The following is a 13,427-nucleotide window of genomic DNA, read 5'->3' on the forward strand; positions in this document are numbered from 1 at the left end:
ATGGCCCGATCGCCGATGCGATCCGAGCGTCGCCGGCCGGGTCCTGCGACACGCCGGCCGTGTCACGCGCCGCGGCAAAGGCGGCCCGCCGCCGCACGCGCCCCTCGCCGACTCCGGAGTCGGCGAGGGGCGCACTGAGCGCACTGCGCGGCGTCCTTCGCGACCGCGACGTGCTCGTCACAACCGCTGCGGGGTCGACGGGTCAGGGGGAGACCGGAGGCAGGCCGCCCCGGGGAACGTGATCCTGCGGTAGGTGCAAGGTGATCGTCGCTCCCTTGCCCAGGCCGGCGGATTCCGCGGTGATGTCTCCGCCGTGGGCTCGGGCGATGCCCCGAGCGATGGTCAGGCCGATGCCGCTGCCGCCGGCGGCAGCGGGTCGCCCGGGATGCTCAAGGCGTTCGAAGCGGTGGAAGATGCGCTCCCGGTCGTGTTCGGCGATGCCGATGCCGTCGTCCATGACGCGGACGATCACGTGGTGCGCGGGAGACGGTTCAGCGTGCACGGACAACGCCACATGTCCGTGCCGGTCGCATGCGGCCAGTGCGTTGCCTAGCAGGTTCACCAGGACCTGGGTGATCCGGTCCGGGTCGCAGAGAGCGGCGACGGGTGTGCCTGCGTCAACGACCAGGGTCACCATCTGGTCGTCGTACTGGGGGCGCAGTCGCTCGGCTGTGCTCCGAGCCAGCATGGCTACGTCGGTGGGCTTGCGGCGAAGATCGAAGGCGCCCTCCTCCGACCGGGACAGGCTGGAGAGGTCACCGGCCAGGCGCTGCAGCCGGTCGAGGTCGTCGGCGAGGGAGGCGAACATCGCCTCATCGGGGGTGAAGATGCCGTCGGCGATGCCCTCTATCTGGCCGCGAAGGATGGTGATGGGGGTGCGCATCTCGTGGGCGACCTCGGAGATCAGCCGGGCGCGGCGGCGCTCGGTGTCGGCGAGGGCAGCCGCCAGTGTGTTGACGTCCTGGACCAGCGCTGCCAGGCCCGGCTCGCTGGGAAGTTCGAGGACGTCGTCGTAGTGTCCTTCGGCGAGCCGGCGCGTGGCGGCGCGCACCCTGTCGAGCGGACGCAGCAGAAACCGGGACAGGGCGACGGACGCCGGGAATGCCGCGGCCCCTCCGAACAAAAGGCCGACCTGCAGGACAACGTCGCCTTCGACGTCGTTGAAACCGAGCCACACCTCGATCAGCGCGCTGATCGCCGCCATGGCCGTCAGTGCCAGGAGGAGCACCATGACGTGCGAGAACACCAGCCGGTTGCGGAGCGACAGACGTTCCTTGATTCGGCGCAGCCGCCCACGAGACCGGTGGTAGGCCGGAAAGCGGGGGGCAGGCATGGGTGGGTGTCCTTCCTGGCCGCTAGGCGGGGCGCCCGATGAACCGGTAGCCGATGGTGCGGACGGTTCCCACGAACCGGGGTGCGCCCGCGTCGTCGCCCAGCGCGCGCCGCAGAGTACGGATGTGCACGTCCACGACGCGCTCGTCGCCGAAGAAGTCATCGCCCCACACTTGGGCCAGCAGGCCGCGCCGGGTGAAGACCCGGCCGGGGACACGGGCCATCGCGAACAACAGATCGAAGTCGAGAGCGGACAGCTCCACCGTTCGGTCGGCATCGACCAGCACGGTCCGCGTCACGCGATCGACAGCCAGTCCGTCGAAGCGCAGCACGCCGTCCTCGTGGTCCGCCCCGGACCGGCTGTCGGTGCGCCGTAGGATGGCGCGCACCCGTAGTGCCAGTTCGCGGGGGCTGAACGGCTTGGTGACGTAGTCGTCACTGCCGGTGGTGAAGCCGATCAACCGGTCGACCTCCTCGTCCCGGGCGGTGAGCATGATCACCGGAATCTGGCTCGCCTCCCGGATGCGGCGCAGGACCTGGAATCCGTCCAGGCCCGGAAGCATCACGTCGAGCACCACAAGGTCCGGCCGGTCGCGGGTGACCGCCTGCAGAGCGGACCGTCCGTCCGCGGCTTCGACGACGTCGAACCCGTCCGCCTCCAGGTAGCCGCGCACGGTCATGCGGATCTTGGGCTCGTCATCGACGACCAGAACGCGCTGCGTACTCATCGTGCTCGCTTTCCATCGCCGAGATAAGAAGGGGGTGGAGGAAGGCCGTCATGGCCGCGGGGCACCGGCGGCATGGAGGCAGAGGGCCTCGAGTGCCGCCAGCGTACGGTGTCTGTCGTTGCCGGCGACGCTCTGTAGACCGGCCGCGCCCAACGAGCGCCGCGCCGCCGGGTCGCCGAGCAGCTGAGGGTCAGCAAGGGCGCCCACGACACCGGGCAGGAAGAGGTAGCCGTGGCGGTCGGGTGGACGAGGCGCAGCGGCGCCGTCGCGTCGGCCTCGACGACGGGCTTGCCCGCGGCCATGGCCTCCAAGGTGACCAGGCTCTGCGGCTCCGCGGCGCCGAGCATGCAGAAGATGTCGCGGCGGGCACAGAAGTCCAGGACCTCTTGGTCGCTGGCGACGCCGTGGAAGTTGACGCGGTCCCGGCTCCCGAACTCGTTCGCCAGATGCTCCAAGGCAGGACCGCCACTGTGTGCAGCAGTTCGTGGGCGTCCTTCTCCTCGCCGAGTCGGCCCACCAACAGGACGCAGGCGCGCGTCTTGTCATGGTTCCTGGCCGTCTCCGGGAAGCGTTCCAGGGCAAGCCCACAGGAAGGCGGCGCGGGCGGGGGAAGCCAGACCGTTGCGTTCAGCAGTTGGACCACCCTTGGAGAGCGCGGTGACCCCGCGGGCACGGCGAGCCACGCGCCCCAGGTCCCGCCAGGCCAACCGGGAGGCCACGCTCGCGAGTCGAGTCGCAGCCCAGGAGGTTCTCCGGCATGAAGTGGTTCGTGGCCACCACCGGTGTCCCTCGTCGGCGCGGGGCGGCCGCCAGGCTCCGGCAGACGGCGGACTGGGACGGGATGCACGCGACGTCGGAGCCGATCTCCTCCGGCAGACGCGGAAGCCGGGATGGAACGCGGTGCCAGGCGGTGCACCGTGATCCCCTTCTCCACGCCGGTGCCGGCACCGGCCTCCCCGCCGGGCAGATCAGGCACCGGCTTCCCCATCCTGCGTGTCGCGCTCGCCCGGCCAGACGACGTCGATCTCCCTCGATGGCCTCCCCATCAGCCAGCGCCGGCCTTTGCACTGAGCACCGTCCGCGTCCCTCGGCGGGGCAGCGGGCGGCGGGCTTGGCGTGCGGTCGCGGCTCAGCGCGAGCCGGCGCGGCGTATACGCGCCCGCAGCTTCGGGAACTGCTCGAGGGCGTTGGTCCGCTCGAGAGCGATCCGCCGGCGCCGGTTGTAGACCTCGTCGACGGTCGGTTCGGGGTCGCCTGCCTTGAGATTTGGCAGGCTGCCCTTGAGGAAGGGCATCGTCTCGACGTTGTCGGCCGCGTAGAGGTGGCGGGTCGCCGGCCAGTCGCTGCCGAACATGATGTGGCTGTCGGGCACAAGCGACGACAGCGGCTGCAACTGCGCGGCGGTGAACGCCTGCGCGTCGTCGAAGTACAGCCGCTTGATGTACTTGAGGGGGCCTTCCGGCAGCACCTCGTTGAACGGCGGGAAGGCCGAGTGCCGGGTCGCGAGCCGGTAGGCCAGGAACGGCAGTGCCCCTCCGCAGTGCGTGAAGTGCCAGCGGATGTTCGGGTAGTCCCGCAGGACACCGTTGTAGATCAGGCTCGTCATCGCACGGGTCGCGTCGAAGGTGTACTCGAAGACGTTGTTCCCGGCCGGGATGTCGGGGCCGAAGCAGAGCTTCGGAGCCGGGTTCACCTCCGGACCCGTCGGGTGGACGTAGACGTAGGCACCACGGTCATTGAGGATCTCGTACAGAGGCGCGAAGGAGGGATCCCCCAGGTAGGTGCCTTTGTAGTTGGTGAGCAGGCAGATGCCGTCGAGATCCAGTTCGCCGAGCGCGCGGTCCACCTCGGCCACCGAGCCCTCGATGTCGGGCATCGGAGTGACCGCGAAGATCCCGAACCGGTCACCACGGGTCTGCACGAGGTCACGGGCCCAGTCGTTGACCGCGCGGGCCGTGGCGCGCCGGTCGTCGAGCGGGCCGACGGTGACCTGGAGGTCGCCGAACGACAGGACGCTGGCCTGGATCCGGTACTGGTCCATGAAGGCCAGGTGCCGATCTACCGACCAGGGACCATACGCCCCGGTAATGGCGCCGAGGAGGCCATAACGCTTCAGGTAGTCGTTGTACACGTCGGGGGAGTAGTGCGCGTGGGTGTCAATACGCCAGTTGCCCTTCGGGAGCCCCGGCCCGGACGCTGCCGCCTCCGGACTGGCCATGGCAGCAGGCACCGTGGCCGCAGCCGACGTGACAAGCGCCGCGGCCGATGCCCCTTCGATCATCCTTCGACGCGAGATGTTCCGTCGCAGGTTCATTTCCGGTTCCCCTCTTCATTCTGTGTGCGAGTCAGGTCGTGTGTGCGTGCGACACGGCTCCGTCGCCAGGCCGACAGGGCGTGCGCAGAAGGGCGATGGTCCCCACCGTGGTGGAGACCGCTCTCTCCTCGGGCGGGCGTGCGCGCGGTCCAGGCCGATCGGGGAGCGCAAGCGGCCAAATCGCTCCTCGGCCGGGCCGGTTGCCGCCTACAGGTCGGTCCGGCACTCAGGCGTGGGAAACCCATGGCGCCGACGTAGCCGCGTGGGCCGACGGTCGGCTAGTGGAACGGACCCGCGAGCAACGCCGCCGCTGCCCCCACCCAGGTGAACAGGCCGGCGGTTCCTTCATGCAGCGCGTCATCGCCGAGCTCTTCCAGCGGGCCCCACACGCCTGGCCGACCCCAGACCAAGGAACGCGCCGGTTGCAACGGAACCGGACAGCGCGGTGCCGACCCGCCGATGTCAGGTGCCGCACAGCAGGGTGGTCAACGTTGCCCAGCGGCGGGACGAGGAGTACGTGCATGACCGATAGACAACAGCCGCCTCATAAAGCACGTAGCACTCAGCACATGAAGCCTCCATGAAGCCGATCGCCGGACTGACGCCCATGCCCTCGAGAACTTCGTACCGGTGCAGGGCCTCGCTCAGGTCGGTGGTCGACCACACCGGCTCGGCCAACCAAGGGGCGACGAACACGTCCGGGATCACCTGACGGCCCTCCACATGCGGACACGGGCAGCTGCCCGGCGGCCATGCTGGGTGTGCACCAGTGCCCAGCAGCGGGCGGCGAGGCCCACTCGGCAGGGGCGGCGATGACAGGCTGAAATGAGTCCGGTTCCGCTGCCCGAACGCGGTTGTTCCCCCCTGTCAGGAGCTTTCGGTGACTGCTACTGGGAGTCCTGCGGTGCGTCGGCGGGCTGCAGCATGGTGAGCCACTGGGCCACGACGGCGTCGATGAAGGCGTCAGTGACCTGGCCGCGGTCGAGGAAGAGCCGGGCGAGGACGGGCCCGTACAGCAGGGTGAACTCGTCGTCGCTGATCTGGACGCCCGAAGGCTCCAGCAGCCTGTTGAAGCCGGCGTAGCGGTCTTCGCTGATGCGGACGAGTGCCCGGGCACTGTCGGCATCGTGGTCAGCCTGGGCGGCGACGGCGAGGGCCGCGGTTCGCACGGCGGGCACGCTGACGCCGGCGCGCAGGCTCTTCAGCCAGGCGGTGGCCACGGCGCCCACGTCACTGCCAGGTTCGGGGTAGGTGCCGAGGTCGGGGCCTTCGAGAACGAGGTCGAAGAGCAGCGCGGCTCGAGTGGGCCAGTGCCGGTAGAGGGTCTGGCGGGTGACGTCTGACCGCTCGGCCAGCAAGGCGTAGGTCAGCCCGGCCGGTCCGACCTGAGGCAGCAGTTCCCGCGCGACGGCCAGCACGCGATTGCGAGTGCGCTGCACGCGCGGGTTGCCCGGGGTCGGCTGACGGCGGTGGAGGGGCTGCTTCATGCCGCCACCCTACCGGCACATCATACGGAGCGTGTGATTGACGTCACAGGCACTAATCATACGCTCCGTGTGATAGACCTGGAGAAGTAATCACACGCACTGGATGATTCTCGCGTGTCGGCGCATTCGAAAGGCAGACGGCCATGTCACCTCGCAACCTGATCGCACCCACGTTCGCTCGCACTCGCCTCGGCTCCGGCCCCGGCCTGCTCCTCGCCCACGGCGCCGGCAGCAGCCTGGCCGGCACCTACGGCCCCATCCTGGAAGCCCTCGCCGCCCGCCACACCGTCGTCGGCATCGACTACCCCGGTAGCGGCGACACCCCCCGCTCCACCACCCCGCTGTCCGTCGACGACCTCGCCGACCAGCTCGTCGCCGCCGCCGATGCAGAGGGCCTCGACCGCTTCGCCGTGTCCGGCTACTCCCTCGGTGGCCCGGTCGCCATCCGAGCCGCCGCCCGCCACCCCGAGCGCGTCACCGCACTCGTCCTGACCGCCGCCTTCCCGCACCGCGACAACCGGCTCGCCCTTGCCTCGTCGATCCAGAGCAAGATCGCCGCGTCCGGCGACCGCGAACTGCTCGCCGAATTCCTGCTCATGATGGCCCTCGGCACCCAGGCACTGGAGTCGATGCCGGCCGAGCAACTGCAGCAGACCCTCGGCTACACCGCCGCCTCCGTCGCCGACGGCAGCTCCGAGCAGACCGACCTCGTCGGCCAGGTCGACGTCCGGGACGACCTCGCCGGCATCACGGTCCCCACCCTGGTCGTCTCGACCACCGACGACCGGCTCACCTCCACCGCCCTGCACCGCCAGCTCGCCGAGACCATCCCCGGCGCCCAACTCGCCGAAATCGCCACCGGCCACCTCCCGATGCTGGAGCGGACCGACGAGTGGCTGCAGCTCATCACCGACTTCCTCGACAAGCACAACGCCTGAACGCACACCACGGGCGGTGCCACAGGGGCCTGGCCCCTCACCCGGACCGCCCCTTGATCACAACCACACGCGAGTTCATGGAGGAATCATGCTCAAGTTCGGCCACCTCGACGAGTCCACCCATTTCCACGACCAGCAGAAGGAGGAGGCCGGCCCGGTCACCATCATCAACACCTTTGTCGCCCCGGAGGGCAAGGAGGATGAGGTGGTGGCCGCCTGGACGGACGACGCGGAGTACATGAAGAAGTCGGGGAGCCTCCTGTCGGTGCAGCTGTACCGGGGCATCGGCGGCAGCCGGCTTTTCACCAACGTGGCAGTCTGGAAATCCACCGAGCACCTCCGTGCAGCACTCGGCACGCCGGAGTTCGCCTCGCATCTGGAGGGCTACCCTGCCGGCACCGTCGCCTACCCGCACCTGTACCAGAAGTTCGCTGTCGAGGGCATTTGCGAAGGGGAATGACGACCGCTACCCGATTCCGGGCTGCCGTTCGCCACGCGCACGACGTGTGGCGACGTGTAGTCCCTGGTCAGCCACGGGCTCGCGCCGATGACGCCGATCTGTTTCCTCTGACCGACCGGCCGGTGCTCGAAGTACTCGGCGTGGCCCGCACAGAGAAGGACTCAGCGGCAGGACGTACGCGAGGACGCATGTCGCCGGGCACCAGGACGGGGCACGTCCCGCTGCTGGTCCGACGGTCGGGACGGGTCGACGGCGATGGCGGTACGTGGCGCTGTTTTCCCAAGTGGGTCCCCGGCTCGACGACCACGACCGCGCACACCCGCTCCCCCAGGTCGGGGTCGGCCTTCACGACGGCTGCGACGCGGGCGACACCGGGCAGGCGGTAGATGAGGTTCTCGACCTCCTCGGCGGAGATCTTCTCGCCGCCCCGGTTGATGAGGTCCTTGTCTCGTCCTTCGACGACGAGGTTGCCCGACGGGTGCAGCCGTACGACGTCACCGGTGCGGTACCAGCCGTCGGGGGTGAACGCGCGTGCGTTGTGCTCGGCGGCCCGGTAGTAGCCGCGTGGGGTGTACGGGCCGCGGGTGAGCAGGGCCCCCATCGCGCCGGGCGGGACCGGTTCGTCGGAGGCGTCGACGACGAGGATCTCGTCGTCCGGGCACATGGGGCGCCCCTGCGTCCGATCTTGATCTCGTCGGGGGCGTCAGGGCGCGTGCGTTTCAACAGTCCCTCTGCCATGCCGAACACCTGCTGGAGCGTGCCGCCGAGCACGAAGGCGCGGCGGGCAACCTCCGGCGCGAGGCGGACGCCACCCACTTGCAACAGCCGTAGTGCGGGCGGGGCGGGGTGGCGGCCGGAGGCCACCGCGTCGATCCAGCGCTGGACGACGGGCGGTACGGCGGCGGTGGCCGTCACGCCCTCGGCGGCCATCAGCGGCAGCGCGAGGGGCAGTGGTGCACCGACTTCCCGGCATCTCGCCGGCCGCCCCGAGGTTCCCGCACACCGACCGGTCTCGGCCGCGAGTTCGGCTCTTCAGGCCCGGCAGCGCTGGACGAGTAGTTCCGAATGCGGGGTTCTCAGGCGGAGACAGGGGTGTCTCAGCGGCCCGCCTGCAACAAGCGCCCCGGCGACCGCGACATCGCGGACGAGCGCGGCATCGATGTCAGGGGCGTGATCGACGGACTCCATCAGGAACCGGATCATCTCGTGGGCCGGTTTGTTCCGGTCGTTGGGCACGTTCGCCATGCGCTATTCCTGGCCGCCGCACCAGGCCATGCACGACCGGCTTCCCCATTCGGAGGCAGTCCGCGAGGCCCACAACACCTTTCTGAACTGGATCGTGGGACTGGTCGACGAGGTACGGCGAGGAGTCCCTCAAGATCCTTTGCCGAGGAAAGGCGGGAGTTCCGCTGCACGGGCGTCCAGCTCGGATACCGCTACAGCGGCTACGAGGCCGTCGGTGTGCCGATCGACGTGGAGGTCCTCGCAGACTCGTCTGCCGTGCGGGAGACCCACGAGCGGTTCCTGCTGGATGTGGTCGAGTTCGGTGGTGATGCAGCGCTTGTCAGCCAGGATGAGCAGGCGGGAGTGCATCAGGTGTTCGCGGGTAAATCCGATCGGCGCGGTCGGCGGGCGCGGGCGTACGCACTGTTCGAAGCCGCTTGCGAGACGGCCACCGACCTGGCGGCCTTCTCCGATGCCGACCCGTCCCCGGATCGAGGCGCAAGCCCGCGAGGTGCTGTACGCACTGGGCTCCGGAATGACCGACGTGACAGCCTCACGCGAACTGGGCATGTCGCTGCGCACCTACCGCCGCAGAGTCGCCGAACTCCTCGTCGCCCTGGGCGCGGACTCACGCGTCCAGGCCGGGGTGCGCGCGGGCGAGTTGGGCCTGACCCGCGGGTGAGCAGACCCACGCCCGGACCGAAGGGGGTCAGGCGTCGAGGTTCAGGGGAAGTAGCGGGGTCCCGCCTGAGAGGAGCCGGCGCCGCCTTGGGCCCGGCATCCTCCGGTGTCCCGTTCGGCGCCCCGTACCATCGCCAGGCGGCCGCACGCCCGGCGGCTTTCCATCGCTCACCGCCCGCACCCGCACCCGCACCCGCACCCGCACCCGGCGAAACGCTTGAACGGGGCAGGCGGCGAACTCCAAGCCGTTCGGGAACCGCCCGAAGAAGTGATGTCCGCTCCGGCGCACCCTGAAGCGAATCCTCAGCTCGGTACGCAGCGACCGCCCGACGCAGGAGACGAGCAGCAGCTCGCCCATGCACCCCGACATCGGCGCGGTGTCCGGGACCCGGGTCCAAGGCGGTGCAGCGTCTCGAACCCGGGTGCCTGGCGGGTCGATGGTCTGCCTCGTGAGGGGACGTATGGCGGGCCGGGCTCGGCCCGGAAACTTCCGTCGGCGCCCGTGAGTTGAATCAGTCCGACTTCTCGCCGCTCTCGGCCAGGATCCTGTTACGGACGCCGGCGAGGGCTCCCGCGATGGCACCCGCGGGCCTGCCGAAAGTCGAGGCAGAGAACTGGGCGGGGCCGGTCTTGGCGGTGAAGGAGTGAGCGTAGGCGAACTCCCGCAGTCCCTCCTCGCCCTGCTTACGCCCGTAACCGCTGTCGCCGCGACCGCCGAAAGGCACCGCGGGGTTCATGGAGAACACCAGTGCATCGTTGATGCTGGTCATTCCCACGCGGAGGCGACGGGCGATGGCTTCGCCGCGATCGCGGCTGAAGACTGCGCTGCCCAGTCCGTACCGGCCGGAATTGATGTGAGCGACGGCCTCATCGGCGTCGGCGACCTTGATGACCGCCAGCGTCGGCCCGAACGTCTCCTCCGTCGCCGCGAGGGCGCCTGGGGCCACTCCGACCAGGATGGTGGGCGCGACATAGCGGTCACCCACCGCGTCGAGGCCACCGACGGTGGCTGTCGCGCCGCGCTCCAGAGCGTCCTGGATGTGTTCCCGGATGATCGAGGTCTGGCTCGGCAGCGGAACCGGCCCGATCTCCGCATCCTCGTCGCTGCCGACGCGTACCTGCCCGGCAAGCTCGCTGATCCTCTCAACGAACTCGTCGTACACCGACTCGACGACGTAGGCCACTTCGAGACTGATGCAACCGTGACCGGTGTTCTGCATGGCGCCCCACACGATGTGAGCGGCGGCTTCGTCCAGGTCGGCGTCCTCGGCGACGATGACGCCGTCCTTGCCGCCGAGTTCCAGCAGAACGGGGGTCAAGGTCTGAGCGCATTGGGCGGCCACCGTCCTGCCCGTGGCGACGCTGCCCGTGAACGCGAGCTTGTCGAGGCCGGCCTCGATGAGCGCCTGACCCGTGGCCCCGTATCCGTTCAGGTTCTGCAGGACGGCCGGCAACTCCGGTACGGCACGCTGCCAAGTTCGGATGAGCCAGTCAGCGACGCCGGGCGTGATCTGGCTGGGCTTGAGGACGACGGCGTTCCCGGCCGCGAGCGCGTCGGCGAGGATGGCCGCGGGAGTCAGCAGAGGGAAGTTCCACGGGCCGATGACGCCGACCACGCCGTAGGGCTGGTACTCGACCCACGCGCGCTGGTTGGGCGTGGTGGGGCTGGCCGGGACCTCCCGGCGCCCCAGGACGCGCGCGGCGTTGTCAGCGGCGTACTGGAGGTGCTCGAGAGTCCCGAGCACCTCCACGCGGGCGTCGTCGAGGGGCTTGCCGTTCTCGGCGTGAATGAGTGCGGCGCCCTCCTCACCGCTCAAAGCTATCTGCCGCCGCCACGCGCGCAGCCCCTCCGCACGGCCCTCGAAGCCGAGGTCCCACCATGCGCCGGTGACCGAGCGTGCGGCGGCGACGGCCGCGACCGCCTCTTCCTTGCCGGCCACGGGGTATCGCGCGAACTCGGCTCCGGTGGCCTGGTCGATGGTGACGATCTCGGTCGCGTCGTATCCGATGACGCCGTCACGTGTGATCGTCGGAATGTTGTCGGTCATAGGTCTTCCCCTGCTTTGTCACGGCCGCCCGCGTGAGCCGCACCCGTGGGTGAGGTCAGGCGGCGGACGTGGTCTTCGGCACGAGTGGGCTGGACTGCGGTCGGCGCGGGCCGACGTGAAGGACTGCGCGGACGAGATCATTTGAGAACGTGTGCCATGCCGAACGTTTGGCAGATGGGCACGGGTAGCCGCATATCTGGAAGCGCCCTCGGCGGGCGGACGTGGCTCAGCCGTCGGAAGGCGACCAACGGCCGGGTCGGGGGCAGCGCCGAGGAGGCGCCCGCTGCTACGCCTGCGGGCCGCGGTAGCGAGCCGCGGGGGTGGGCTGGTTGCCGCCGGTGAGCAGAGCGGACTCCGCGGCCAGCAGGGCGTCAAGGGCTGCGGCCTGGTCCTCCAGACCAGGTGTGCACACGGTCTCCCCCAGGCGCAGGCCGGCAAGGCTGGCCGAGGCGACGTCCTGCGGGGTCATCGCCCAGGGGATGTCGCGGCCGACGCCTTCGTTCCACTCCGTGGCCACGACGCCGGGCAGCAGCACCTGCGTACGGATGGGCGTGTCGGCGAGCTCACCTGCGAGGGTCCGGGTGAAGGCGACGGTGGCTGCCTTCGCCGCCGCGTAGAGAGTGCGTCGGGGTGCGCGTGGATCGGTGAGGCCCCCGCTGAAAGCCAGCAGCGAGGCCACCGTGATGATCGCGCCCTCTCCGGCGGCGAGCATTCCGGGAAGCGCGGCGCGGACCAGCTGAACGGGGGCCACGGCGTTGAGGGTGAGCAGGCGGTCGATGTCTGCTGGGTCGACGTCGACGAGCGAGGCGTAGCCGCCGGCGCCGGCGTTGCTGACCAGCAGGCGGACGTCCCCCGCGGCGAGGCGGCCGGCGACAGCGGCGATGCCCTCGTGGGTGCCGAGATCGGCGGGCAGCACCTCGACGGCCGCACCCCGGGCGCGGAGCTCCCCGGCGAAGTCGCCGAGCCGGTCCGCGCGCCGCGCTACCAGAACGAGGTCGTGGTCGTCCGCCAGGAGACGGGCGTATTCGGCGCCGATGCCGGAGGAAGCGCCGGTGATGAGAGCGATAGTGCGAGTCATGCCACGAGCGTGCCTCAAACGCTAGGGCTGTGTCAAACGTTTGATGCTTATGAAGTGTCGTATCCTTGGCGGGTGATACGTGATGACGAGGAGCCTGTCGGGCTCGGCGCGCTTGACCGGGTGACCTGGGCATTGCGCCGCGCGGAACTGGCGGTGCAGACACTCAAGGAACAGCGGCTGCGCCCGCTGGGCATGGCCGCCGCGCACTACACACTGCTGATGTCGGTGCACAGCGAACCAGGGCTGGCCGGCGCCGAGTTGGCCCGCCGCCTCAACGTGACCCCCCAGGCCGTCGCCTCACTGGTGGCACGCCTGGAGGGCCGCGGGCAGCTGGAGAGGCGCGAGCATCCGCGCCACCGGCATGTGCAGGAACTGCACCTGACCGGCGCCGGACGGGAGGCGCTGCGCGCAGCCGACCAGGTGATCGCCGACATCGAGCGCCACATCATCGAGGGCCTCGGACCGGACGAGAGCGCGCAGCTGCGGACGCTGCTCGACCATGTGAGCAAGACAGTGCGCAACGCCTGAGCCCGTCGGCCGGTCAAGGACACGCTTGCGCGTCGGGGGCCTGGGCGCGGCGCACGCTGACTCCTCCCCGGCGGTCTCGGCGCATCGTGCGCCGGCCGCCGGCGAGGTTCCGCCCGACTGCGGCCGCTCAGCCCGCGGCGAAAGCAGCGGCCACTGGCTCGAAGGAGGCGGGGTCACGGCCGAGCAGCGTCCGCAGAACGTTGCTGTTGCCGCGCAGGCCGTGGCGGTCGTAGTCCTGCCACATGGCGCGCGTGTCCGATGCCCGGGAGGGAGAGTCGGCCGCGCCGGGCGGAAGCGGTGCTTCCGTCCAGCCCACCGCCCTTGCCTCAAGGTCGACATCGGCACGACGATCTCGTCCACGCCCGGTCGGTCCGTGCACCACGGCACGGACGCTGAACGGCACCCGCCGCGCCGCCAGAAGCAGGTGCGTGCCGCAGATCCAAGCGGCCCCCACCACCGCGATCAAAGGCAGAGCTTCGCTGTCTACCGCTTCCGGTTCGGACACTCCCTCGTCTCCTCTCACTGCGTCCGTGATGGCACGGGTTCAGCACCGTCGGGACTCGTGCGTCGGCCGGCCACGGTCATCCGAACGAAGTTGCCGGTGCGGTC

Annotated in this window: 15 protein-coding genes and 1 pseudogene; 4 read left to right on the top strand and 12 right to left on the bottom strand. The window is 70.0% G+C overall.

Annotated features, from left to right (window positions below; all coding sequences use genetic code 11):
• Positions 1-202 precede the first annotated feature (202 nt).
• The 6 genes from ACFYWX_RS20045 to ACFYWX_RS20070 all read right to left on the bottom strand — a co-directional run bounded on the left by ACFYWX_RS20045 (position 203) and on the right by ACFYWX_RS20070 (position 5,861).
• Positions 203-1,333 carry a sensor histidine kinase gene (locus tag ACFYWX_RS20045; RefSeq protein WP_389425383.1) on the bottom strand — a complete coding sequence of 377 codons (1,131 nt, stop codon included), beginning with the start codon at positions 1,331-1,333 and terminating at the stop codon, positions 203-205.
• Positions 1,334-1,355: 22 nt separating this feature from the next.
• Positions 1,356-2,060, bottom strand: coding sequence for a response regulator (locus tag ACFYWX_RS20050; protein ID WP_389425384.1), 705 nt, complete (start codon positions 2,058-2,060; stop codon positions 1,356-1,358).
• Positions 2,057-2,515, bottom strand: coding sequence for a glycosyltransferase (locus ACFYWX_RS20055; protein ID WP_389425385.1), 459 nt, complete (start codon positions 2,513-2,515; stop codon positions 2,057-2,059). The genes ACFYWX_RS20050 and ACFYWX_RS20055 overlap by 4 nt, the downstream gene beginning before the upstream one ends.
• Before the next feature lie 674 nt (positions 2,516-3,189).
• Complete coding sequence (locus ACFYWX_RS20060; protein ID WP_389425386.1) at positions 3,190-4,278, bottom strand: amidohydrolase family protein; 1,089 nt, start codon at positions 4,276-4,278, stop codon at positions 3,190-3,192.
• 558 nt (positions 4,279-4,836) lie between these two features.
• Positions 4,837-5,082 (bottom strand): hypothetical protein, encoded by a 246-nt coding sequence (locus ACFYWX_RS20065; RefSeq protein WP_389425387.1) that lies wholly within the window; start codon positions 5,080-5,082, stop codon positions 4,837-4,839.
• 179 nt (positions 5,083-5,261) lie between these two features.
• Positions 5,262-5,861: a TetR/AcrR family transcriptional regulator gene (locus ACFYWX_RS20070; protein WP_389425388.1), complete on the bottom strand. Its 600-nt coding sequence runs from the start codon at positions 5,859-5,861 to the stop codon at positions 5,262-5,264.
• A gap of 143 nt (positions 5,862-6,004) precedes the next feature.
• On the opposite strand from ACFYWX_RS20070, the gene ACFYWX_RS20075 reads away from it, so the two are divergent.
• A complete protein-coding gene (locus ACFYWX_RS20075) occupies positions 6,005-6,799 on the top strand; it encodes an alpha/beta fold hydrolase (protein ID WP_389425389.1) in 795 nt (264 codons plus the stop codon).
• A gap of 88 nt (positions 6,800-6,887) precedes the next feature.
• Positions 6,888-7,259, top strand: a complete 372-nt coding sequence (locus tag ACFYWX_RS20080; RefSeq protein WP_389425390.1) for an antibiotic biosynthesis monooxygenase family protein — start codon at positions 6,888-6,890, stop codon at positions 7,257-7,259.
• A gap of 67 nt (positions 7,260-7,326) precedes the next feature.
• On the opposite strand, the gene ACFYWX_RS20085 is transcribed toward ACFYWX_RS20080, so the two are convergent.
• The 3 genes and pseudogenes from ACFYWX_RS20085 to ACFYWX_RS20095 all read right to left on the bottom strand — a co-directional run bounded on the left by ACFYWX_RS20085 (position 7,327) and on the right by ACFYWX_RS20095 (position 8,504).
• Positions 7,327-7,923 carry a hypothetical protein gene (locus ACFYWX_RS20085; RefSeq protein ID WP_389425391.1) on the bottom strand — a complete coding sequence of 199 codons (597 nt, stop codon included), beginning with the start codon at positions 7,921-7,923 and terminating at the stop codon, positions 7,327-7,329.
• Positions 7,924-7,976: 53 nt separating this feature from the next.
• Positions 7,977-8,189, bottom strand: a pseudogene (locus ACFYWX_RS20090) (AMP-binding protein); the annotation flags it as partial.
• A 102-nt stretch (positions 8,190-8,291) separates the two neighbouring features.
• Positions 8,292-8,504 (bottom strand): hypothetical protein, encoded by a 213-nt coding sequence (locus ACFYWX_RS20095; protein WP_389425392.1) that lies wholly within the window; start codon positions 8,502-8,504, stop codon positions 8,292-8,294.
• Positions 8,505-8,955: 451 nt separating this feature from the next.
• Between ACFYWX_RS20095 and ACFYWX_RS20100 the strand changes: the two genes are divergently transcribed.
• A complete protein-coding gene (locus ACFYWX_RS20100) occupies positions 8,956-9,165 on the top strand; it encodes a hypothetical protein (protein ID WP_389425393.1) in 210 nt (69 codons plus the stop codon).
• Positions 9,166-9,676: 511 nt separating this feature from the next.
• Here the strand turns inward: ACFYWX_RS20100 and ACFYWX_RS20105 are convergent.
• The gene (locus ACFYWX_RS20105; RefSeq protein ID WP_389425394.1) at positions 9,677-11,212 is read right to left on the bottom strand and encodes an aldehyde dehydrogenase family protein; all 1,536 of its coding nucleotides are present in this window, start codon (positions 11,210-11,212) and stop codon (positions 9,677-9,679) included.
• Between the two features lie 286 nt (positions 11,213-11,498).
• Positions 11,499-12,290 carry an SDR family NAD(P)-dependent oxidoreductase gene (locus ACFYWX_RS20110; RefSeq protein ID WP_389425395.1) on the bottom strand — a complete coding sequence of 264 codons (792 nt, stop codon included), beginning with the start codon at positions 12,288-12,290 and terminating at the stop codon, positions 11,499-11,501.
• A 72-nt stretch (positions 12,291-12,362) separates the two neighbouring features.
• On the opposite strand from ACFYWX_RS20110, the gene ACFYWX_RS20115 reads away from it, so the two are divergent.
• Positions 12,363-12,818 (top strand): MarR family winged helix-turn-helix transcriptional regulator, encoded by a 456-nt coding sequence (locus ACFYWX_RS20115; protein ID WP_389425396.1) that lies wholly within the window; start codon positions 12,363-12,365, stop codon positions 12,816-12,818.
• Between the two features lie 127 nt (positions 12,819-12,945).
• Here ACFYWX_RS20115 and ACFYWX_RS20120 read toward each other — a convergent pair whose 3' ends face one another.
• A complete protein-coding gene (locus ACFYWX_RS20120) occupies positions 12,946-13,323 on the bottom strand; it encodes a hypothetical protein (RefSeq protein ID WP_389425397.1) in 378 nt (125 codons plus the stop codon).
• Positions 13,324-13,427: the final 104 nt, after the last annotated feature.

The organism is Streptomyces sp. NPDC002888 (assembly GCF_042888465.1).
Lineage (GTDB): Bacteria > Actinomycetota > Actinomycetes > Streptomycetales > Streptomycetaceae > Streptomyces.

Excerpts from the sequence above, each read along its gene's own strand:
- ACFYWX_RS20045 (WP_389425383.1), bottom strand. The coding sequence starts at position 1,333 with ATGCCTGCCCCCCGCTTTCCGGCCTACCACCGGTCTCGTGGGCGGCTG.
- ACFYWX_RS20050 (WP_389425384.1), bottom strand. The coding sequence starts at position 2,060 with ATGAGTACGCAGCGCGTTCTGGTCGTCGATGACGAGCCCAAGATCCGC.
- ACFYWX_RS20060 (WP_389425386.1), bottom strand. The coding sequence starts at position 4,278 with ATGGCCAGTCCGGAGGCGGCAGCGTCCGGGCCGGGGCTCCCGAAGGGC.
- ACFYWX_RS20070 (WP_389425388.1), bottom strand. The coding sequence starts at position 5,861 with ATGAAGCAGCCCCTCCACCGCCGTCAGCCGACCCCGGGCAACCCGCGC.
- ACFYWX_RS20075 (WP_389425389.1), top strand. The coding sequence starts at position 6,005 with ATGTCACCTCGCAACCTGATCGCACCCACGTTCGCTCGCACTCGCCTC.
- ACFYWX_RS20080 (WP_389425390.1), top strand. The coding sequence starts at position 6,888 with ATGCTCAAGTTCGGCCACCTCGACGAGTCCACCCATTTCCACGACCAG.
- ACFYWX_RS20085 (WP_389425391.1), bottom strand. The coding sequence starts at position 7,923 with ATGTGCCCGGACGACGAGATCCTCGTCGTCGACGCCTCCGACGAACCG.
- ACFYWX_RS20095 (WP_389425392.1), bottom strand. The coding sequence starts at position 8,504 with ATGGCGAACGTGCCCAACGACCGGAACAAACCGGCCCACGAGATGATC.
- ACFYWX_RS20100 (WP_389425393.1), top strand. The coding sequence starts at position 8,956 with ATGCCGACCCGTCCCCGGATCGAGGCGCAAGCCCGCGAGGTGCTGTAC.
- ACFYWX_RS20105 (WP_389425394.1), bottom strand. The coding sequence starts at position 11,212 with ATGACCGACAACATTCCGACGATCACACGTGACGGCGTCATCGGATAC.
- ACFYWX_RS20110 (WP_389425395.1), bottom strand. The coding sequence starts at position 12,290 with ATGACTCGCACTATCGCTCTCATCACCGGCGCTTCCTCCGGCATCGGC.